17 protein-coding genes and 3 tRNA genes are annotated in these 19,927 nt (G+C 64.4%); 15 read left to right on the forward strand and 5 right to left on the reverse strand.

The annotated features are described in order from the left end of the window. Positions 1-166 precede the first annotated feature (166 nt). Both dnaQ and PSV40_RS07440 read left to right on the forward strand, forming a co-directional pair. Complete coding sequence (gene dnaQ, locus PSV40_RS07435; RefSeq protein ID WP_300536166.1) at positions 167-874, forward strand: DNA polymerase III subunit epsilon; 708 nt, start codon at positions 167-169, stop codon at positions 872-874. A 34-nt stretch (positions 875-908) separates the two neighbouring features. Then, positions 909-983 (forward strand) — tRNA-Val (locus tag PSV40_RS07440). A 55-nt stretch (positions 984-1,038) separates the two neighbouring features. Here PSV40_RS07440 and PSV40_RS07445 read toward each other — a convergent pair. Then, positions 1,039-1,653 (reverse strand): porin family protein, encoded by a 615-nt coding sequence (locus PSV40_RS07445; RefSeq protein ID WP_300536167.1) that lies wholly within the window; start codon positions 1,651-1,653, stop codon positions 1,039-1,041. Positions 1,654-1,997: 344 nt separating this feature from the next. Continuing rightward, complete coding sequence (locus tag PSV40_RS07450) at positions 1,998-2,780, reverse strand: 3-hydroxybutyrate dehydrogenase (RefSeq protein WP_300536169.1); 783 nt, start codon at positions 2,778-2,780, stop codon at positions 1,998-2,000. A gap of 92 nt (positions 2,781-2,872) precedes the next feature. Here PSV40_RS07450 and PSV40_RS07455 point away from each other — a divergent pair, with 92 nt between their 5' ends. The 5 genes from PSV40_RS07455 to rimO all read left to right on the forward strand — a co-directional run bounded on the left by PSV40_RS07455 (position 2,873) and on the right by rimO (position 8,492). Beyond that, a complete protein-coding gene (locus PSV40_RS07455) occupies positions 2,873-3,772 on the forward strand; it encodes an alpha/beta hydrolase (RefSeq protein WP_300536171.1) in 900 nt (299 codons plus the stop codon). A 98-nt stretch (positions 3,773-3,870) separates the two neighbouring features. After that, on the forward strand, positions 3,871-6,105 hold the full coding sequence (locus tag PSV40_RS07460; protein ID WP_300536209.1) for a bifunctional (p)ppGpp synthetase/guanosine-3',5'-bis(diphosphate) 3'-pyrophosphohydrolase: 2,235 nt from the start codon (positions 3,871-3,873) through the stop codon (positions 6,103-6,105). 76 nt (positions 6,106-6,181) lie between these two features. Beyond that, positions 6,182-6,258, forward strand: a tRNA-Val gene (locus PSV40_RS07465). A gap of 224 nt (positions 6,259-6,482) precedes the next feature. Beyond that, complete coding sequence (phaR, locus tag PSV40_RS07470) at positions 6,483-7,019, forward strand: polyhydroxyalkanoate synthesis repressor PhaR (protein ID WP_096697226.1); 537 nt, start codon at positions 6,483-6,485, stop codon at positions 7,017-7,019. Between the two features lie 63 nt (positions 7,020-7,082). Further along, the gene (gene rimO / locus PSV40_RS07475) at positions 7,083-8,492 is read left to right on the forward strand and encodes a 30S ribosomal protein S12 methylthiotransferase RimO (protein WP_300536173.1); all 1,410 of its coding nucleotides are present in this window, start codon (positions 7,083-7,085) and stop codon (positions 8,490-8,492) included. A 111-nt stretch (positions 8,493-8,603) separates the two neighbouring features. Here rimO and PSV40_RS07480 read toward each other — a convergent pair. Further along, positions 8,604-8,688, reverse strand: a tRNA-Leu gene (locus tag PSV40_RS07480). A gap of 236 nt (positions 8,689-8,924) precedes the next feature. Here PSV40_RS07480 and rnr point away from each other — a divergent pair. Further along, on the forward strand, positions 8,925-11,252 hold the full coding sequence (gene rnr, locus PSV40_RS07485) for a ribonuclease R (protein ID WP_300536212.1): 2,328 nt from the start codon (positions 8,925-8,927) through the stop codon (positions 11,250-11,252). A gap of 51 nt (positions 11,253-11,303) precedes the next feature. Beyond that, on the forward strand, positions 11,304-11,852 hold the full coding sequence (locus PSV40_RS07490) for a YggT family protein (RefSeq protein ID WP_300536174.1): 549 nt from the start codon (positions 11,304-11,306) through the stop codon (positions 11,850-11,852). Here PSV40_RS07490 and PSV40_RS07495 read toward each other — a convergent pair. Together PSV40_RS07495 and PSV40_RS07500 are read right to left on the reverse strand one after the other, a co-directional pair. After that, positions 11,823-13,370 (reverse strand): NAD(P)H-hydrate dehydratase, encoded by a 1,548-nt coding sequence (locus PSV40_RS07495; RefSeq protein WP_300536176.1) that lies wholly within the window; start codon positions 13,368-13,370, stop codon positions 11,823-11,825. The genes PSV40_RS07490 and PSV40_RS07495 overlap by 30 nt on opposite strands. 18 nt (positions 13,371-13,388) lie before the next feature. Continuing rightward, the gene (locus PSV40_RS07500; protein WP_300536178.1) at positions 13,389-14,660 is read right to left on the reverse strand and encodes a D-amino acid dehydrogenase; all 1,272 of its coding nucleotides are present in this window, start codon (positions 14,658-14,660) and stop codon (positions 13,389-13,391) included. A gap of 360 nt (positions 14,661-15,020) precedes the next feature. Here PSV40_RS07500 and rpsB point away from each other — a divergent pair, with 360 nt between their 5' ends. The 6 genes from rpsB to PSV40_RS07530 all read left to right on the forward strand — a co-directional run bounded on the left by rpsB (position 15,021) and on the right by PSV40_RS07530 (position 19,917). Then, positions 15,021-15,773 (forward strand): 30S ribosomal protein S2, encoded by a 753-nt coding sequence (gene rpsB / locus PSV40_RS07505; RefSeq protein WP_300536180.1) that lies wholly within the window; start codon positions 15,021-15,023, stop codon positions 15,771-15,773. Between the two features lie 114 nt (positions 15,774-15,887). Beyond that, entirely contained in the window at positions 15,888-16,802 is a 915-nt protein-coding gene (tsf, locus tag PSV40_RS07510; RefSeq protein ID WP_300536182.1) for a translation elongation factor Ts, read from the forward strand. Positions 16,803-16,864: 62 nt separating this feature from the next. Continuing rightward, a complete protein-coding gene (gene pyrH / locus PSV40_RS07515) occupies positions 16,865-17,575 on the forward strand; it encodes a UMP kinase (protein WP_300536184.1) in 711 nt (236 codons plus the stop codon). A gap of 60 nt (positions 17,576-17,635) precedes the next feature. After that, positions 17,636-18,196, forward strand: a complete 561-nt coding sequence (frr, locus tag PSV40_RS07520) for a ribosome recycling factor (protein ID WP_300536186.1) — start codon at positions 17,636-17,638, stop codon at positions 18,194-18,196. Positions 18,197-18,337: 141 nt separating this feature from the next. Further along, the gene (uppS, locus tag PSV40_RS07525; RefSeq protein WP_300536187.1) at positions 18,338-19,081 is read left to right on the forward strand and encodes a polyprenyl diphosphate synthase; all 744 of its coding nucleotides are present in this window, start codon (positions 18,338-18,340) and stop codon (positions 19,079-19,081) included. After that, positions 19,081-19,917 carry a CDP-archaeol synthase gene (locus tag PSV40_RS07530; RefSeq protein ID WP_300536189.1) on the forward strand — a complete coding sequence of 279 codons (837 nt, stop codon included), beginning with the start codon at positions 19,081-19,083 and terminating at the stop codon, positions 19,915-19,917. Before uppS ends, PSV40_RS07530 begins: the two co-directional genes overlap by 1 nt. Positions 19,918-19,927: the final 10 nt, after the last annotated feature.

Below are 19,927 nucleotides of genomic sequence, written 5' to 3' on the forward strand. Positions count from 1 at the left end.
AGATACAAAGCTTGGGCGATACTATGTTTCGAAACTTACGTGTTGATGTACTAGCCCTTACGCTCGGCACTGGCGTGTCCTCGCTGCCCCCCGAGGGGGCGCATTTTTCCTTGGGGCGGCCCGGCGGAAAAACATCCACGGACTCAGCGCAGCTATCATCTGAACCATGCGCCAAATCGTTCTAGACACTGAAACCACCGGTCTGTCCGCTGAAAACGGCGACCGCATCATCGAAATCGGCTGCGTCGAGCTGCTCGGTCGCAAGCTCACCGGCAACAACAAGCACTTCTACCTGAACCCCGAGCGCGACAGCCACGAGGACGCCCTCAAGGTGCACGGCATCAGCAACGAGTTCCTGCAGGACAAGCCCAAGTTTCCGGCCATTGCCGACGAGTTGCTGGCGTATCTGGAGGGGGCTGAGGTCATCATCCACAACGCGCCTTTCGATATCAGCTTCCTGGACAAGGAGCTGGAGCTGATGGGGCGTGTCTCGATCCGCAACTGCGTGGCCAAGGTCACCGACAGCCTGATGATGGCCAAGGAGCTGTATCCCGGCAAACGCAATTCGCTCGACGCGCTGTGCGACCGCCTGGACGTCGACAACTCGGGCCGCACGCTGCACGGCGCCCTGCTCGACGCCGAGTTGCTGGCCGACGTCTACATCAACCTGACGCGCGGGCAGAATTCTCTGGTGATGGACGTGAGCGGCAACACGCAGGAGGGGGGCGCCGCCGTGGCGATGGACCTGAGCGGTTTTGATTTGCCGCTGCTGCTGGCCAACGATCAGGAGATCGCCGCCCACGAAAGCCTGCTGGCGGACATCGATAAAAGCAGCAAAGGCAAAACTGTCTGGCGCGAACTGGCCGATGTGTGACAAAAACCCCCTATAATCTGAGGCTGACCAAACAGGGCGGTTAGCTCAGGGGTAGAGCACTGCATTCACACTGCAGGGGTCGCAAGTTCGAAACTTGCACCGCCCACCAGAATTGAAGCCCCAAGTCGCAAGCGACTTGGGGCTTTTTCTATGTCCGGGTGGTTTCAGAACCGGTACTTCAGGCCCAGCGTGGTGGCATTCACGTTGTCGCGTCCCGAGCCGGAAAACTTGAAGTCGTGGCGCTCCCATTGCAGGACCGCAGACCATCTGTCGGACAAGTCATAACTCACCCCCGCCCCGAGCGACAGCCCGAAGCCGTCCTCGTCGCCGCTGGTGACGCCCGAACCGGGCGTGGATGACACGCTGGTGCGGCCGTAGGTCGTGCCTACCTTGCCGAACAGGCCCCATGTCGGGCTGAGCGGCACCTTGCCGACCAGGCTGAGGTTGATGCCGTGGGCCTGGGTCGTGCCACCACCACGGTCGATGTTGCCCATGTCGAGGTAGCCCAGCTCCAGCCCGAAGTTGTTGCTGAACATCCCGCCTCCGTAGAGGCTGTAGGCGTCGTCCTTGTCACCGCAGTTGAACACCCCGGTGCCGCATCCCTGCCGGTAATTGGAGCGGCCGGCATTGAAGCCGAGGTAGGCGCTGCCGGGGGCATACCACGCGCTGCTGCCGGATCCGGAGGAAGGGCTGCCGGTCTGGGCCTGGACGGACAGGCTGGCGGCGACGGCTGCTGCACCGAGCAGCAGGCTGGAGAGAACACGATGAATTTTTTTCACGATGACTCCTCGCAGGATGAAGACTTGATGAAAATCCGCCGCTGACAGGACGGATCAACAAACCATGAATCAACTTAAACGTTCAGGGTGGAACGGCTTGTAGGAAACGCCTGACATTGGGTGTAGGACGGGAGGAGGTCGATCGCGGTGGCGGGCCGTGGCGTCGCCGGCCTGCACCAGACGCCAGCAGTGCGAGCATGGGATGAGTAGGCTGGATTTGCTATGAAATCAATAGCTGTTGGCGCTCGCCCATCAAGGGCTGAGGGCTGATTTGGCTCTCCTGTGCGCATGCAGGGCTTGCGGCACCCGGCCGCCAGCCTCCTGCGTCGTATGCTTTCGGCGCTTTACTGTGCCGCCCAGCCACCGTCCATGTTCCACGCCACGCCGCGCACATTGTTGCCGGCCGGCGAGCAGAAAAACACCGCCAGCGCGCCCAGTTCCTCGGGTGTGGTGAATTGCATCGACGGCTCTTTTTCGCCCAGCAGCAGCTGCGTGGCCTGCTCGTTGGAGATGCTGCCTGCGGCGGCTTTGGCGTCCACCTGTTTTTGCACCAGCGGCGTCAGCACCCAGCCTGGGCAGATCGCGTTGCAGGTCACGCCGGTCGTCGCGTTTTCGAGGGCCGTGACCTTGGTTAGGCCGACGATGCCGTGTTTGGCGGCAACGTACGCGGATTTTTCTGCCGAGCCGACCAGGCCATGCACCGAAGCGACGTTGATGATGCGGCCCCAGCCCTTGCCGCCGTTGGCGGCCAGCATGGCCGGCAACGCCAGCCGTGTGGCGTGGAAGGCGCTGCTCAGGTTGATCGCCAGGACGGCGTCCCAGCGCTCGACCGGAAAGTTCTCGATTCTGGCCACATGCTGGATGCCGGCATTGTTGACCAGGATGTCCACCTGGCCGAATTGCGCGGCGGCAAAAGTCATCATGGCTTCAATCTCGGCGGGCTTGCTCATGTCGGCACCGTGGTAGGCCACTTTCACGCCGAGCGCTGCAATTTCCGCCTTGGGGCCTTCGACGTCGCCGAAACCGTTGAGCACGATGTTGGCCCCCTGCGCCGCCAGCGCCTTGGCGATCCCCAGGCCGATGCCGCTGGTGGAGCCGGTCACGAGTGCAGTTTTACCTTTGAGCATGAAGTTTTCTCCGGATGATTTACGATGCCTGTCAGACGCTGAAAAACAGCGGCTCGGGCAATTATCAAGCCTGCAACCCGGATTCCCTGTCCATGACTGAACCTACGCTGAACTACGTATCCTGCCCCGACGTTTCGGGAGGGCACCGCATGGCGTACTGGGAGTGGGGCGATCCGGCCAACCCGCATGTGGTGCTGTGTGTTCACGGCCTGTCGCGCCAGGGCAGGGATTTTGATGTGCTGGCGGAGTACCTGTCGGACGAGGTCCGGGTGGTGTGCCCCGACGTGGCCGGCCGCGGCCGCAGCGACTGGCTCCAGGACCCCATGGGTTATCAGATCCCGCAGTACGCCGCCGACATGATGGTGCTGCTTGGTCAGCTGCACCAGCAAGCACCCATCACGACGCTGGACTGGGTCGGCACCAGCATGGGCGGCCTGATCGGCATGGCCATTGCCGGCCAGCCCGAGCTGCCCCTGCCTGCGCCCGTCCACAAACTGGTTCTCAACGATGTGGGGCCGGCCATCGAATGGCAGGCCATCACGCGTATTGCCGCCTACCTCGGCAAGGCCGGTCATTTTGGTTCGCTGCAAGAAGCCGCCGACGCGATGTGGGCCATTTCCACCAGTTTCGGCCCGCACACGCCCGAGCAGTGGTTGGCGCTGTCGCGCCACATGGTCAAGCCCGTGCCCGGGGCAGTTGACGGCAGCGTGATGCTGCATTACGACCCGGCGATTGCGGTGCCGGTGCGGGCCACGACCGAGGACTCGGCGCGGGACGGTGAAGCCATGCTTTGGCAACTTTTTGACAACATTCGGGCGCCGACGCTGGTCCTGCGCGGCGCACAATCGGATCTGCTCAGCCATGCCACTGCGCTGGCCATGACGCAACGCGGTCCCCGGGCCCGCCTGGTGGAGTTTGAAGGGGTCGGCCACGCACCGACCCTGGTGGCGATGGATCAGGTCAGCACGGTGGGTGATTTTCTTCTTGTCTGAAATTTTTTATTGAAAAGCTGCCTGTGACGAAACATGCCGGGGCCGGGCCGGGCGCCTCGCCCAAATCGCCTTTGAAGCCCCTGACGAGCGTGGCGCCCATGACGCTCATGGCGCCGCTGCCCAACGCGTCCATCGTGACGGCCACGGCGGACAGCCTGCCGGACCAGCCGCACGCGCTGGCCCGCGCCAGGGCCTTTGCCGAGCCGCTGATCGCCAGTGAAACGCTGGACACCGGTGAGAACATCCTGGCCCATGCGGATGCCGTCGCGGCCATTCTCAAGGCCATTGGCGGCTCCGAGGCCATGCAGGCCGCCACCTACCTCGTCCACGCCTGCGCGCACCTGAACAAGCCGCAGGAGGTGATTGCCAAGGCTTTCGGCGCCAATTTCGCAGCCCTGGCCATGGAGACCACCAAGCTCGTCCATGTGCAGAAGCAGGCCCGCGCCGCCGATGCCAGGGCGCAGCTGGAAGACCCGGCGGCGCAGACTGAAAACGTGCGCAAGATGCTGCTGGCGTTTTCGCGCGATCTGCGGGTGGTCATGCTGCGCCTGGCGTCCCGCCTGCAGACGCTGCGTCACTTTGCCGCCATCCGGCAACCGTGCCCGCTGGCCGTGGCGCGCGAATCGCTCAACGTTTTTGCGCCCCTGGCCAACCGCCTGGGCATCTGGCAGATCAAGTGGGAAATGGAAGACCTGGCCTTCCGCTTTCTGGAGCCGGACACCTACAAAAGCATTGCCCGCCTGCTCGATGAAAAACGCGCCGAGCGCGAGGTTTTCATGGAGGCGCTGCGCGCCCAGCTGGAGCGCGACCTGAACAGCAATGGCATTGCCGCGCTGGTGCAGGGGCGGCCCAAACACATCTACAGCATCGTCAAGAAGATGCGCGGCAAGGGCCTCGATTTTGAACAGGTGTTCGACATCCGCGCGCTGCGCGTGATTGCCGCCGACGTCAAGGGCTGCTACGCGGCGCTCGGGTTTGCGCATTCGCATTTCACGCCGGTGGAGGGCGAATTCGACGACTACATCGCCAAGCCCAAGTCCAACGGTTACCAGTCGCTGCACACGGTGGTGCGCGATGCGCAGCAGCGGGCGGTCGAGATCCAGATCCGCACGCAGGCCATGCACGACCATGCCGAGCATGGCGTGGCTGCCCACTGGGCCTACAAGGAGGCCGGCACCAAGGGTTACGGCGGCGTGTCGGCCAGCAGCGAGTACGACGCAAAAATTGCCGTGTTACGGCAGTTGCTGGCCTGGGAGCGTGACCTGTCGGGGCCGGTGGCGGCCAAGGCGCGCGACGCCACCCAGGGCCTGTTCGAAGACCGCATCTACGTCCTGACGCCGGACGCGGCCGTCGTCGAACTGCCGCAGGGAGCGACGGCGCTCGACTTTGCCTACAGCGTGCACACCAGCCTGGGCCACCGCTGCCGCGGCGCACGCATCGACGGCGCGATGGTGCCGCTGAACACGCCGCTGCAGAACGGGCAGACGGTGGAGGTCGTCACCACGAAGGAGGGCGGCCCGTCGCGCGACTGGCTCAACCCCGAGCTCGGCTTTCTGGCCAGCCACCGTGCGCGGTCGAAAGTGCGTGCCTGGTTCAATGCCCAGGCCATGGCGCAGACGGTGGCGCGCGGACGCGAGGCGGTGGAAAAGCTGCTGCAGCGCGAGGGCAAGACCGCGATGAAGCTCGAGGATGTCGCGACGCAACTGGGCTTCAAGAGCGCCGAGGATCTGTTTGAAGTGGTCGGCAAGGACGAGCTGTCGCTGCGCACCATTGAAAACATGCTCAAGCCGCCCGAGCCGCCGCCCACGCAGGACGACTATGTGCTGGCCAAAAAAGCCCGGCAACATGACAAGTCGTCCGAGCGCGGGCGCAAGGGCGGGGTGCTGGTGGTTGGTATCGACTCGCTGCTCACGCAACTGGCCAAATGCTGCAAGCCCGCGCCGCCCGATGCGATTCTCGGTTTTGTCACCAAGGGCAAGGGCGTGAGCATCCACCGCAGCGATTGCAGCAACTTCAGGAACATGGCCAGCGGCAGCCCCGACCGGGTGATCGAGGTGCAGTGGAGCCAGACCAAAAGCAGCGAGGGATCGGTGTACCCGGTGGATGTGGCCGTGGAAGCGGCAGACCGGCAGGGTCTGCTGCGCGATATTTCGGAAGTGTTTGCGCGGGAGAAAATGAACGTCATTGGTGTGCAGACCACATCGGTCAAGGACAACCGCGGCGGCACGGCCTGGATGACCTTCACGGTGGAGGTGGCAGACTCGGGCCGGCTCAACCAGGTGCTTGCCATCGTCGCCGAGGTCAATGGTGTGCGTTCGGCGCGCAGGCGCTGATTTGTCGGCAAAAAAATCGGCGCGGCCGCAAAAGGCCGGGTTTGCCCTGCTACAATGACGAGGTCGAACAGTCCTTAGGCGCGTAGCTCAGCTGGTTAGAGCACCACCTTGACATGGTGGGGGTCGTTGGTTCGAGTCCAATCGCGCCTACCAATTTCCTGAAGTTGTTTTCCTGCCAGCCGTGCATCACACGGTTCACACAGGGTAAACCAAGGGGATTGCAGGTAGGCATACTTCCTAGAATGTGATGACCCTGTGCATTGGTGCAGGCAGTCATTCACAGAGGAGTTCGCACAGTGCCCAAGAGCAAGCCCACCAGTCAGTCCAGGAGCCAGTCAACCGACTCGTCTCCCCCCGTCGGCAGTACGCCGGGAAAAGTGCCGGGCACCAAGGGCGGTAACGGCAAGGCGGCGTCGCCGCGTGTCATCAAGAAATACCCGAATCGCCGTCTTTACGACACCGATACCTCGGCCTACATCACGCTGGCCGAAGTCAAGAACCTCGTCATGGACAGCACCGATTTCGTGGTGCGCGATGCCAAGACCAACGAGGACCTGACACGCAGCATCCTGCTGCAGATCATCCTGGAAGAAGAAGCCGGCGGCGCGCCCATGTTCACCGAAGCGGTGCTGGGCAACATCATCCGCTTTTACGGCAATGCGATGCAGAGCTTCATGGGTTCCTACCTCGAGAAAAACGTCCAGTCCTTCATGGACTTGCAGCTCAAGATGTCCGAGCAGTCCAAGGGCCTGACGCCGGAAGCGTGGGCGCAGTTTGTCAATGCCCAGTCGCCGGCCATGCAGGGCATGATGGGCAGCTATGTCGAGCAGTCGAAAACCGTGTTCACGCAGATGCAGGAGCAGATGCAAAAACAAAGCGAGCAGATGCTGGCCGCGCTGGGCCTGAAGCGCTGACCGGGTCCAGGCCATTTCGGGCGCCAGCGGTCGCAACGGGCCGGCTCTGAGACAATAGAGGGCATGAGCCAAGCCCTTGCGACCCCACCATCCCCCACCTTGAACACGGCGCCCCGCGTCGGTTTTGTCAGCCTCGGCTGCCCCAAGGCCCTGACCGACTCCGAGCTGATCCTGACGCAGCTCAGCGCCGAGGGTTACCAGACCTCCAAAACCTTTGAAGGCGCCGACCTGGTGATCGTCAACACCTGCGGTTTCATCGACGACGCCGTCCGCGAAAGCCTGGACACCATTGGCGAGGCGCTGGCCGAAAACGGCCGGGTGATCGTGACCGGCTGCCTGGGCGCCAAGGCGGGCGAGGGCGGTGGCAACCTGGTGCGGCAGATGCACCCCAGTGTGCTGGCCGTGACCGGCCCGCATGCGACGCAGGAAGTGATGGACGCGGTGCACCTGAACCTGCCCAAGCCGCACGACCCGTTTGTGGACCTCGTGCCGAATTCCTTTGGTATTGCCGGCATCAAGCTCACGCCGCGGCACTATGCCTACCTGAAGATCAGTGAAGGCTGCAACCACCGTTGCACCTTCTGCATCATCCCGTCGATGCGCGGCGACCTGGTCTCGCGGCCGATAGGCGATGTGCTGGGCGAGGCGCGTGCGCTGTTTGAGGGCGGTGTCCGGGAGCTGCTTGTTATCAGCCAGGACACCTCGGCCTACGGCGTGGACGTGAAGTACCGCACCGGCTTCTGGGATGGCAAGCCGGTCAAGACCCGCATGCTGGAACTGGTGCAGGCGCTCGGCGAGATTGCCGAGCCCTACGGCGCCTGGGTGCGCTTGCATTACGTCTATCCGTACCCAAGTGTCGACGAGATCCTGCCGCTGATGGCCACCGGCAAGGTGTTGCCTTACCTGGACGTGCCCCTGCAGCACAGCCACCCCGATGTGCTCAAGCGCATGAAGCGGCCGGCCAGCGGCGAGAAAAATCTGGAGCGGATTGCGCGCTGGCGCGAGATATGTCCCGAAATCGTGATTCGCAGCACCTTCATTGCCGGTTTTCCCGGCGAAACCGAGGGCGAGTTCGAGCACCTGCTGGACTTCATGCGCGAAGCGCAGATTGACCGCGCGGGCTGCTTTGCCTACAGCGCGGTGGAAGGCGCCACGGCCAACGACATTCCGGGCATGCTGCCCCTCGAAGTGCGCGAAGAGCGCCGTGCGCGTTTCATGGCCGTGGCCGAAGCGGTATCTGCGGCGAAGCTGCAGCAGCGTGTGGGGGCCACCATGCAGGTGCTGGTGGATTCGGCCCCCGGCATGGGAAAAAAGGGCGGCGTGGGCCGCAGTTATGCCGACGCGCCGGAGATCGATGGTGTCGTGAAATTGCTGCCGCCCGAAAAAATCAGCAAGACGCTCAAGGTCGGGGAATTCACCAAGGCCCGGATTGTCGGCACACAGGGCCACGATCTGGTGGCGGTGCCGGTCTGAGGACGTCCGCATGGGGCTGGAACAAGTGCTGAAAAAGCGCCCGGAAAGAAAAAAGGCCACTGGGTTGGCAGTGGCCTTTTTTGTACCAGCTTTCGCTGGGTTTGATGTATCTGGTGCCCGGGAGAGAACTCGAATCTCCACATCTTGCGATACACGGACCTGAACCGTGCGCGTCTACCAATTCCGCCACCCGGGCACAGCCAGCAGTGTACCATTACAGAATCGGTTTTCCGGTCCGGATTCCAAAAAATTTCAATCGAGGTGCGGGCCATGAGGCGCATCACGCGCCAGGCTCGCACCTTCACGCCACGGTCCGGCAAACCGCCGGCTTTTGACATGCAGAAAAATACAGACAAGACGGATTTCCCGCCGGCAGCAAGCCGGCGCCGGAATTCTTTTCCCCATTAATCATCTCAAGAAGAGAGACCAGTTATCAAAACAACTACACACAGCAACGGCCAGGGTGCCGGACTGCTCGCCGAATTCGAAGGCACTGTTTCAGGCCACCGCGATGGCCACGGCTTCGTGCTGCGCGATGACGGCGAAGCCGACATCTACCTGCCGCCCAACGAAATGCGCGCCGTGCTGCACAAGGACCGCGTCAAGGCGCGCATCGTGCGCCACGACCGCAAGAACCGGCCCGAAGGCCGCGTCACGGAAATCATTGAACGCTCGCCCAATCCCATCATTGGCCGCCTGCTGCAGGAAAGCGGTGTCTGGCTGGTGGCGCCCGAGGACAAGCGTTACGGCCAGGATGTGCTGATCCCCAAGGGCGCCATCGGCACGGCCAAGCCCGGGCAGATCGTGGTGGTCCAGCTGACCGAGCCGCCGGCGCTGTTTGGCCAACCGGTCGGCCGCGTCAAGGAAGTGCTCGGTGAAATCGACGACCCGGGCATGGAAATTGAAATTGCCGTGCGCAAATACGGCGTGCCGCATGAGTTCAGCGACGCCGCGCTGGCGCTCGCCCGCACCCTGCCGGACGCCGTTCGTCCCGCCGACAAAAAAGGCCGCGTGGACCTGACCGACATTCCGCTGGTGACCATCGACGGTGAAGACGCGCGCGACTTCGACGACGCCGTGTATTGCGAGCCGGCCAAGGTGGGCCGCGGCAAGGGCTGGCGCCTGCTGGTGGCGATTGCCGACGTGAGCCACTATGTGGAAACCGGCAGTGCGATCGATATCGACGCCTACGACCGTGCGACCAGCGTATATTTCCCGCGCCGTGTGATCCCCATGCTGCCCGAGAAGCTCTCCAACGGCCTGTGTTCTCTCAACCCCAATGTCGAGCGCCTGTGCATGGTCTGCGACATGCTGGTCAACGCCAAGGGTGAAGTTCACGCCTACCAGTTTTACCCGGCCGTGATGTTCAGCCACGCCCGTTTCACCTATACCGAAGTCGCCGCCATCCTGGCCAACACGCGCGGCCCGGAAGCGGCCCAGCGCAAGGCGCTGGTGCCGCACCTGCTGGACCTGCATGATGTGTATCAGGCGCTGCTCAAGGAGCGTGGCGTGCGCGGCGCGGTGGACTTTGAAACCACCGAAACGCAGATCGTCTGCGACGAGGCCGGGCGCATCGAGAAAATCGTTCCACGCACGCGCAATGTGGCGCATCGGCTGATCGAGGAGTCCATGCTGGCGGCCAACGTCTGTTCTGCGGACTTCATCTCCGGCAGCAAACACGAGGGCCTGTTCCGCGTGCACGAGGGCCCGACACCCGAGAAGAAGGACATACTGCGCACCTACCTGAAGGCCCTCGGCATTGGCATGACGATCACGGAGAACCCAGCGCCGGGCGAGTTCCAGCAGATCGCCATGGCCACCAAGGACCGGCCCGATGCGATGCAGATCCATTCCATGCTGCTGCGCTCCATGCAGCAGGCGATCTACACCCCCATGAACGCCGGCCACTTCGGCCTGGCCTATGAGGCCTACACACACTTCACCAGCCCGATCCGCCGCTACCCGGACCTGCTGGTGCACCGCGTCATCAAGGCAGTGCTGACCAAGTCCAGATACCAGCTGCCGGTGTTGCCTACTCCTGGCGAGGCCGAGGCCAAGCTGTCGAAGCGGCTCGCCTCGCGCGTCACCGAGCCGGACCAGAAACCGAAAAAACCCACGGCCGACCAGCTCGCCTGGCAGGCCGCCGGCCTGCATTGCAGCGCCAACGAACGCCGTGCCGACGAAGCCAGCCGCGACGTGGAAGCCTGGCTCAAGTGCAAATACATGCGCGAGCATCTGGGCGAGGAGTTCGGCGGCGTCGTCACGGCCGCCACCAGCTTTGGCATTTTCGTCACGCTCGATGCGATGTATGTCGAAGGCCTGGTGCATATCACCGAACTGGGCGGCGAGTATTTCCGCTTTGACGAGGCGCGCCAGGAACTGCGCGGCGAGCGCACTGGCCTCCGTTATGCCATTGGCACCCGGGTGCGGGTCCAGGTCAGCCGGGTCGATCTCGACGGCCGCAAGATCGACTTCCGCCTGGTGCGCGAGGGCGAAGAGCTCGTCGCCCGCGCCATGAAGGACAAGGCCGGCGGCCGCACCTCCGACCTGCCTGAGCAGGAGCGCGCACTGCCGCGCAAGGCCAGCGAGCAGCGCGGTGACAAGCGCGCGGGCAAGGGCACCGAGCAGCGTGCCGGCGCGCGCGAGGGCAGTGCGGCGGGCAGCCGCACTGCCAAGTCGCCGATCCAGGCGCTGAAGGCGGCGGTCAAGAAGTCGGCCGCCAGCGCCGGGCGCAAGCAAAGCAAGAAACCCAGGCGGTAAAGACATGATCACCCCTGATCCATTGCCCGCCACGCCCGGGAACAAACAACCATGCTGATCCGCATCCTGTCCTTTCTGGTGGATAGCCTGTTCTTCGTGCTGATAGGCGCGGCGCTGATGCGTGCCTGGATGAACCGCCTGCGCATCAACATGAGCGCGCAGCCCGGCACCTTTGTGATGGCCGTGACGGACTGGCTGGTCAAGCCCTTGCGGCGCGTGTTGCCCAAGGCGCTGGCGCAGGCCCGCGTGGACTGGGCCAGTCTGCTGGCTGCCTTCCTGCTGGCGCTGGTGTATGCGCTGGTGTGGGCGGCCCTGTTCGGCGCCTTGCTGAACCTGACCGCGGCCATGCTGCCGGCTTTGCTGCTGATGGGCCTGAAGATGCTGGTGCGTGTCGCGTTGCAACTGGCCTTCATGGTGGTTCTGGTTTACGCCGTCATTTCCTGGCTGCAGCCGGGCTCGCCCATGTACGGCCTGCTGGGCCGGCTGGCCGAGCCGCTGCTGGCGCAGCTGCGGCGCATCATCCCGGCGATCGGCGGGGTCGACCTGTCGGCGCTGGTGCTGCTGCTGCTGCTACAGATCGGCCTGATGGTTCTGGGCTAGCAGCGAAGCGGTCAGCGTCTGCCCCGGGTGGCAGGCCGGCCAGTCATCGGCCAGCTGGCCATGCTGGAAAACGGCGCTGCAGGCGGCGTCGAATGCAGTCTGTCCGCCGGCCAGCCGGGCACCGACCATGCCCGCCAGCACATCGCCGGTGCCGGCCGTGGCCAGGCGCGCGTTGCCGGTGGGGTTGATGGCGCTGGCCTGATCCGGCGCAGCGATCACCGTGCCTGAGCCCTTGAGCACCACCACGCAGCCGAATTTTTCAGCCAACTGCCGCGCCGCCTGCAGGCGGTTGGCCTGCACCGCGGCAGCGCTGCTGCCGAGCAGGCGCGCGGCCTCCAGCGGATGTGGTGTCAGAACCGTGCGGTAAGCGCGGCCCTGGCGGGCCCGGAGCAGGGTTTGCAGCTGGGTGTCAGCGGCGATGGCATTGAGCGCATCGGCATCCAGCACGGCCGCCTGCGCGCCCGACAACACGCGCGGCAGCACGCCGGCCACGGCGTCGCCGCCGCCGCAGCCACAGACCAGCACCTGGGCCTTCAGGTCCAGCGCCTCGGGGCTGCGGAACATCAGTTCGGGCTGCTGCGGGTCCACCGTGAGCCCGGCGCCGCCAAGCAGGGCCACAAACACCCGGCCAGCGCCCGCATGCAGGGCGGCACGCCCGGCGAGCAGGGCGGCGCCGCTCATGTGGGTGGCGGCTTGCGGGCTGGACTGTCCGCCGAGGATGGCGACATCGCCGAAGCTGCCTTTGTGGCTGGCGTGCGCTGCCTGCGCCCGGGGGTGTGGCCCGGCGCGGTCCTGGCCCAACAGCCAGGCGTCGGGCGCCAGCGCCGGTGCGGGGGTGACGCCGAGGTCGTCCCACCAGACCTGTCCGGCCAGGTCGCGGCCGGCGGCCGTGAACAAGCCCGGCTTCAGCGTCAAAAGACTCAAGGTAAATCGGGCGCCAGCCCTTGATGGTAAAGCGCGGGCAGCTATAAATTCAGGAGCAATCGACGCGCCGGTATCGGCGTCCAGCCCGCTCGGAATATCGATCGCCAGGACCGGCTGCGGGCTGGCCCGCAGCAGCGCCAGCCACCGGCCGAGCAGATCGGTCTGGTCCGCGGCAGCCGCAGGGCGGGATGCGCCGCCTATGCCCAGCAGGGCGTCGATCGCGAAGTCAAAGCCGACCGGCGGCACCTTGGCAAAGGGCACGCCGGCCGCACGGGCGCGCACCAGCGAGGCCAGCGCATCGGCGGGCACCCGGGCTTCTTTCTGCGCGCCCAGCCAGGTCACCACCACGGTTTTGCCCCACTGGTGCAGATGCATGGCCGCTTCCAGGCCGTCGCCGCCGTTGTTGCCCGGCCCGCAGGCGATCCAGATGCACTGCGCGTGCGGCGCCAGCGCCAGGGCCAGGCGCGCGGTGGCCAGCCCCGCACGTTGCATCAGGGTGTGGGGCGCCAGCGGGGCCGCGGCCTGCTGCTCCAGCAGGCGCGTGGCGGCCACCCCATGGAGCGGCAGGCTGAGGGCAGGGGAGACGGCTAACATGGGCCGATTGTGCAGCCTTCAGGCGGCCGGGGATGTGAGCCGGCTCAGGTCCAGCCCTTCGAGGTCAATCTCCGGCGCCTGGCCGGCGACCAGGTCGGCGACGGCCCGCGCGCTGCCGCAGCTCAGCGCCCAACCGCTGGAACCGTGGCCCAGGTTGAGCCACAGGCCGGGCAGGCCGCTGGCACCGAGGATGGGCGGGCCGTCCGGCAACATGGGTCGCACGCCTTTCCATTCCTGCACATGGGTGGTGGTATTGGAGGTGTGGGCGGCGCCCGGGAACCAGTCCTGCAGCACTTTGTAAAGCGTCTGGATGGCCGCGGCGCTCTTTTTGTCGGGCCGGCCGCCGATTTCAGCGCTGCCGGCCACGCGCACGCGGTTGCCCAGGCGCGAGATCGCGACCTTGTAACGTTCGTCCATCAGGGCACTGCGCGGCGCGTTCAGTGGTTCGCGAAGCGGCGCGCTCAGCGAGTAGCCGTACACCGCTGCCAGCGGAACCCGGATGCCGAGCGGCCGCAGCAGCGTGGCCGAGTCCAGGCCGGCGCACACGACCACCGCGTCTGAGTTCCGCGGTGTCGCTTCGCCCGCTATCAAAAAAGTAGCTGGCTGCGCCCGGTCCAGTTGGGCCACAGTCGTATTGAACTCAAAAGTCACACCCAGGCGCTGGGCTTCGGCCTTGAGCAGCAGGGCAAACTGGCGGCAGTTGGCCACTTCGTCGTCGGGCAGGTGAATGGCGCCCAGCAAGGGTGTGTCCGGGTTCAGCGCCGGTTCGATCCGGCGCGCCTCGTCGGAGCCGATCTGCCGGAAGCTGACCCCTGCACCGCGCAGCAACTGCAGGCCGGGTTCGACCATCCGGCCGTCCTGTTCGGCGCGCAGCAGCACCATGTAGCCGGGACTGCGGTCGTATTCGAGCTGGTGCTCGGCGGTGATCTGGTGCAGGCGCGCGCGGCTGTAAAAAGCCAGGCGCTGCAGGCGGGCACGGTTGGCCAGGTAGGTTTCCAGCCGGCAGGCGCGCCACCATCGCCACATCCAGGCCAGCTCGCGGCCGGACAGCGGCAGGCTGAGCCTGACCGGTGCGTGGCGGCCCAGCAGGTGGCCCAGCACCTTGCCCGGCATGCCGGGTGCCGCCCAGGGCGTCACGTAGCCCGGGGCCACCACGCCGGCATTGGCAAAACTGCTTTCTTCGGCAGCCGCACCCCGGCGCTCGAAAACGGTGACCTCATGGCCGTCCCGGGCGAGCTCCCAGGCGGTGGTGATGCCGATGATGCCGGCGCCTATCACGGCGACCCTCATGGGGCCGTCCCTGCAGGGCGGGGACTGGGGCTGGGGCGGAAAGTCGGTGGGTTCATGTTTATGGGTTCAATCGGACGGAAGCCGGCGCGGGAAAAGCGCATGCTGCTCTTGTTTTTGAAGTGCCGGCGGGACCGCCAACCCTGGCCGGCGCGCCGCCGGCAACAGCGGATGGGGCGTGGCAGGGCTCGGGCGGGGACGTTGGCACAGGCAGGGATGTTATACTCAGCAGGCTGTACGAAAGGCAATTCCGCCGCCGTGCAGCAAATCGCAAATCAGCCATTCAAGGTGTTGCCCGAGAGCTTTCAACCATGCTTTCAGGTGATAAGCGCTGATTTTAGACACAACCTTTGGAGTATCTCTATGTCAACAAGCATGCGTGAAATGCTGGAAGCCGGCGTCCATTTTGGTCACCAAACCCGCTTCTGGAACCCCAAGATGGCCCCGTACATCTTCGGCCACCGCAACCGTATCCACATCATCAACCTCGAAAAATCGCTGCCGATGTTCGAGGACGCGATGAAGTTCGCCAAGCAGCTGTCCGCCAACCGCGGCACCATCCTGATGGTGGGCACCAAGCGCCAGGCCCGCGAACTTGTTTCCGCTGAAGCCAAACGCGCCGGTGTGCCTTTTGTCGACCAGCGCTGGCTGGGCGGCATGCTGACCAATTTCAAGACGGTCAAGACCTCGATCAAGCGCCTCAAGGAAATGAAGGCCCAGCAGGAAGTCGGTCTCGACACCCTGAGCAAGAAAGAGCAGCTCACGTTCAAGCGTGAAATGGAAAAGCTGGAAAAAGACATCGGCGGCATCCAGGACATGAATGCCCTGCCTGACGCGATTTTCGTGATTGATGTGGGTTTCCACAAGATCGCCATCCTTGAGGCCAAGAAGCTGGGCATTCCGCTGATCGGCGTGGTGGACTCCAACCATTCGCCCATCGGCATCGACTACGTGATCCCCGGCAACGACGACTCGTCCAAGGCTGTGGCGCTGTATGCCCGCGGCATCGCCGACGCGATCATTGAAGGCCGCGCCGCTGCCGGCAATGACGTCGTCAAGATGGTTGCTGCTGAAAGCAGCGACGAATTCGTCGAAGTGGAAAACGCAGCCGCCTGATTGGCCCGGCCCTGCGCCTGACGCGAAAAAGGGGCTCGCGTAGCCCCTTTTTCACAGCCTTGTCCAAAGGCATCCCCTTTATTTGAAGTCAATACGACATACGGAGAACTGAAGATGGCAATCACAGCAAGCATGGTCGCAGAGTTGCGCGCAAAAACCGACGCACCGATGATGGAATGCAAGAAGGCATTGACCGAGGCCGACGGCAACTTCGAAAAAGCCGAAGAGATCCTGCGCGTCAAGCTGGGCAACAAGGCGGGCAAGGCCGCTTCCCGCATCACCGCTGAAGGCGTGATCGCCTTCCACGGCGAAGCTGCAGTGGGCGCGCTCGTCGAGATCAACTGCGAAACCGACTTCGTCACCAAGAACGACAGCTTCCTGGCTTTCACCGACGCGGTGGTCAAGGGCATCGTCAAGAACAACCCGGCCGACGTGGCCGCGATCGGCGCCATGCCTTTGAGTCTGGACGGTTTCGGCCCGACGGTGGAAGACGTGCGCAAGGGCCTGATCGGCAAGATCGGCGAAAACATGAGCGTGCGCCGCTTCAAGCGTTTTGAAGGCGGCAAGCTGGCCTCCTACCTGCACGGCACGCGTATCGGCGTGGTTGTCGAGTACGAGGGCGACGAAGTGCCGGCCAAGGACGTCGCCATGCACGTCGCCGCGATGAAGCCGGTGTCGCTGTCGAGCGACCAGGTGCCTGCCGAGCTGGTGGCTCGGGAGCGTTCGGTCGCTGCGGCCAAGGCCGCCGAGGACGCAGCTGTGGCCACCGCCGCAGGCAAGCCTGTGCAGTCCCCCGAAATTGTTGCCAAACGTATTGAAGGCGGCGTGCAGAAATACCTCAAGGAAGTGTCCCTGTTCAACCAGCCTTTCGTTAAAAACGACAAGCAAACCGTTGAGCAGATGCTCAAGGAAAAAGGAACGACCGTGAAGGCGTTCACGCTGTATGTTGTCGGCGAAGGCATCGAGAAGAAGGTCGACGATTTCGCGGCTGAAGTGGCCGCCCAGGTGGCCGCCGCCAAAGCGGCCTGATTGCGCCCGCTGATCCGAAAGGCCGCTAAACTTACGCCCATAAAAACGACAGGAACTCTCCCATGCCAGCCTACAAGCGAATCTTGTTGAAACTTTCAGGCGAAGCCTTGATGGGAGACGATGCCTTCGGCATCAACCGTGCGACGATTGTGCGCATGGTCGAGGAGATTGCCGAGGTCACCCGCATGGGCGTGGAAGTGGCTGTCGTGATCGGCGGAGGTAACATCTTCCGCGGCGTGGCGGGCGGTTCGGTGGGCATGGACCGTGCCACCGCCGACTACATGGGCATGCTGGCCACCGTGATGAACGCGCTGGCACTCGGCGACACCATGGACAAGGCGGGCCTGACACCGCGTGTCATGTCGGCCATCGGTATCGAGCGCGTTGTCGAGCCCTATGTGCGCCCCAAGGCCCTGCAATACCTCGAAGAGGGCAAGGTTGTCATCTTCGCGGCGGGCACCGGCAATCCTTTCTTCACCACCGACACCGCGGCCGCCCTGCGCGGCGCGGAAATCGGGGCCGAGATTGTGCTCAAGGCCACCAAGGTTGACGGCGTGTACAGCGCAGATCCGAAGAAAGACCCTTCGGCCACGCGTTACACCAACATCACCTTCGACGAGGCCATGGGCAAAAACCTCGAAGTCATGGATGCCACCGCCTTTGCGCTGTGCCGCGACCAGAAACTGCCGATCAAGATTTTCAGCATCTTCAAGCACGGCGCGCTCAAGCGCGTGGTGCAGGGCGAAGACGAAGGAACGCTGGTCCACGTCTGAAGCCTGCGCGATGCGCATGCCATCCCTTTGCAGAACAAGAATCCTCCGGAGATTTCAACCATGAGCATTCCCGATATCAAGAGCCAGGCCGAGCAGAAAATGCAGCAGTCGGTAGACTCCTTCAAGCATGCCTTGACCAAAATCCGCACCGGCCGCGCCAACCCCGGGCTGCTGGACACCGTGCATGTGGACTATTACGGTGCCATGGTGCCGATCAGCCAGGTCGCCAATGTGGCGCTGCTCGATGCGCGCACCATCAGCGTTGCGCCCTGGGAAAAAGGCATGGGCGCCAAGATTGAAAAAGCCATCCGCGACTCCGACCTCGGACTCAACCCGGCGTCCCAGGGAGACCTGATCCGCGTGCCCATGCCGGCCATGACCGAAGAGCGGCGCAAGGAGCTGACCAAGGTGGTTCGCGGCGAAGGCGAACACGCCAAGGTCGCCATCCGCAATCTGCGCCGTGACGCGAACGACGGCGTCAAGAAACTCGTCAAGGAAAAGCTGGCGTCTGAAGACGACGAGCGCCGCGCCCACGACGAAGTGCAGAAGTTCACCGACCGTTTCATTGCCGAAGTCGACAAGCTGGTCGCAGGCAAGGAACAAGACATCATGGCGGTGTAGATTGCCCCCACGGTCGCTCGCTTCGCGTAGCTCTCTGCCCCCCGAGGGGGCCGCTGCGCCTGCGGCCCGGCTAAGCCGGTTCCGCGCCTGCTTGAAAAGACAGGTCCCCACGCTCGCTCAGGGCAGTGACTGACTGCTGACATGGCTACTCCAAGCTCCACCACCGTTCCACACCATGTCGCCATCGTGATGGACGGCAACGGCCGCTGGGCCACGCGGCGTTTCCTGCCGCGCATCGCCGGCCACAAGCAGGGTGTCGGCGCGCTGAACCGCTGCGTGCAGGCCTGCATGGCCCGCGGCATCGGCGTGCTGACCGTGTTTGCCTTCTCGTCGGAAAACTGGAACCGGCCGCCGGACGAAGTCTCCGGGCTCATGGAGCTGCTGGCGTTGTCGCTGGCCAGGGAAGTGCCCTCGCTCAAGGCCAACGGCGTGCAACTGCATTTTGTCGGCGACCGGCAGCGCCTGTCCGACAAGTTCAAGGCTGGCCTGGCTCAGGCGGAGCAGGCCACCGCGGACAACCAGCGGCTGATCCTCAATGTGTGTTTCAACTACGGTGGTCGCTGGGACATCGCGCAGGCGGCACGCAAGCTGGCTGCCGCGGGCCGGGAGATCACCGAAATGGCGCTGGACCGTGCGCTGGCGCTGGCCCATGTGCCCGACCCGGACCTCCTGATCCGCACCGGCGGCGAGCTGCGCATCAGCAATTTCCTGCTCTGGCAGGCGGCGTATTCCGAACTGCATTTTTCCGACAAGCTCTGGCCCGACTTCGACGAGGCGGCGCTCGATGAAGCCATCGCGGTCTACCGCAGCCGCGAGCGGCGTTTTGGTCAGACCTCCGCACAAGTCGTCCCGCCAATCCCCAATCCCGACATGAAGGCTGCCTGATGCTCAAGCAACGCGTGATCACGGCGCTGGTGATGCTGGCCATCCTGCTGCCGGCGCTTTTTTACCGCACCCCGGTGCCGTTTGCCGTGGTGGCCTTGGTGCTGATCGCCGCGGGCGCCTGGGAATGGGCCCGTCTCAACGGTTATGGCCAGCTCAGCGCGCTGGTGGCCGGTTTTGCCTGCGTGGTGTTGTGCGGCATGTCCTGGGACCTGGGGTTGCTCGACGGACCGCTGCCTTTGCTGTGGCGGCTGGCCGGCGCAGGCTGGGTGCTGGCGGGCGCCTGGCTGTTGCGCGGCGGCGTGGCGGGCTGGTCGCGCATTCCGCGCACGGTGCGCCTGGTGGTTGGTGTGCTGGCGCTCTGGCTGGCCTGGCTGGCCGTGGCGCAGGCGCGTTTCATCGGCATCGAGTTCCTGCTGTCGGTGCTCCTGCTGGTCTGGGTCGCCGATATCGGCGCCTATTTCGCCGGCAAGGCGCTGGGCGGGCGCTTCAGCAAGGGCAAGCTGGCCCCTTCGATCAGCCCCGGCAAAAGCTGGGAGGGCGTCTGGGGCGGCATGGCGGGGGTGCTGGTGCTGTGTATCGCCTGGCTGCTGCTCGACGCCACCGGTGAGAGCCTGTACGCGCGCCTGGCGGCGGAACACGGCCTCGCCGTGACGCTGCTGGCCATGGTTTTCCTGGCGGCCCTCAGCGTGGTGGGTGATCTGGTCGAGTCCCTGATCAAGCGCAGCGCCGGCGCCAAGGATTCCAGTGGTTTGCTGCCGGGCCACGGCGGTGTGCTGGACCGGGTCGATGCGCTGTTGCCGGTGCTACCGCTGGCCATGATGCTCATCACCGTCTAGCCATCCCGTC

It is taken from the genome of Polaromonas sp. (genome assembly GCF_029945925.1).
Classification (GTDB): Bacteria; Pseudomonadota; Gammaproteobacteria; order Burkholderiales; family Burkholderiaceae_C; genus Polaromonas.

Bases quoted from the DNA above. Each gene is read 5' to 3' on its own strand.
- dnaQ (WP_300536166.1), top strand. From the start codon at position 167: ATGCGCCAAATCGTTCTAGACACTGAAACCACCGGTCTGTCCGCTGAA.
- rpsB (WP_300536180.1), top strand. From the start codon at position 15,021: ATGTCAACAAGCATGCGTGAAATGCTGGAAGCCGGCGTCCATTTTGGT.
- frr (WP_300536186.1), top strand. From the start codon at position 17,636: ATGAGCATTCCCGATATCAAGAGCCAGGCCGAGCAGAAAATGCAGCAG.
- PSV40_RS07495 (WP_300536176.1), bottom strand. From the start codon at position 13,370: ATGTTAGCCGTCTCCCCTGCCCTCAGCCTGCCGCTCCATGGGGTGGCC.
- PSV40_RS07460 (WP_300536209.1), top strand. From the start codon at position 3,871: ATGACGCTCATGGCGCCGCTGCCCAACGCGTCCATCGTGACGGCCACG.
- PSV40_RS07490 (WP_300536174.1), top strand. From the start codon at position 11,304: ATGCTGATCCGCATCCTGTCCTTTCTGGTGGATAGCCTGTTCTTCGTG.
- PSV40_RS07530 (WP_300536189.1), top strand. From the start codon at position 19,081: ATGCTCAAGCAACGCGTGATCACGGCGCTGGTGATGCTGGCCATCCTG.
- PSV40_RS07500 (WP_300536178.1), bottom strand. From the start codon at position 14,660: ATGAGGGTCGCCGTGATAGGCGCCGGCATCATCGGCATCACCACCGCC.
- PSV40_RS07455 (WP_300536171.1), top strand. From the start codon at position 2,873: ATGACTGAACCTACGCTGAACTACGTATCCTGCCCCGACGTTTCGGGA.
- PSV40_RS07450 (WP_300536169.1), bottom strand. From the start codon at position 2,780: ATGCTCAAAGGTAAAACTGCACTCGTGACCGGCTCCACCAGCGGCATC.
- rimO (WP_300536173.1), top strand. From the start codon at position 7,083: ATGAGCCAAGCCCTTGCGACCCCACCATCCCCCACCTTGAACACGGCG.
- tsf (WP_300536182.1), top strand. From the start codon at position 15,888: ATGGCAATCACAGCAAGCATGGTCGCAGAGTTGCGCGCAAAAACCGAC.
- uppS (WP_300536187.1), top strand. From the start codon at position 18,338: ATGGCTACTCCAAGCTCCACCACCGTTCCACACCATGTCGCCATCGTG.
- pyrH (WP_300536184.1), top strand. From the start codon at position 16,865: ATGCCAGCCTACAAGCGAATCTTGTTGAAACTTTCAGGCGAAGCCTTG.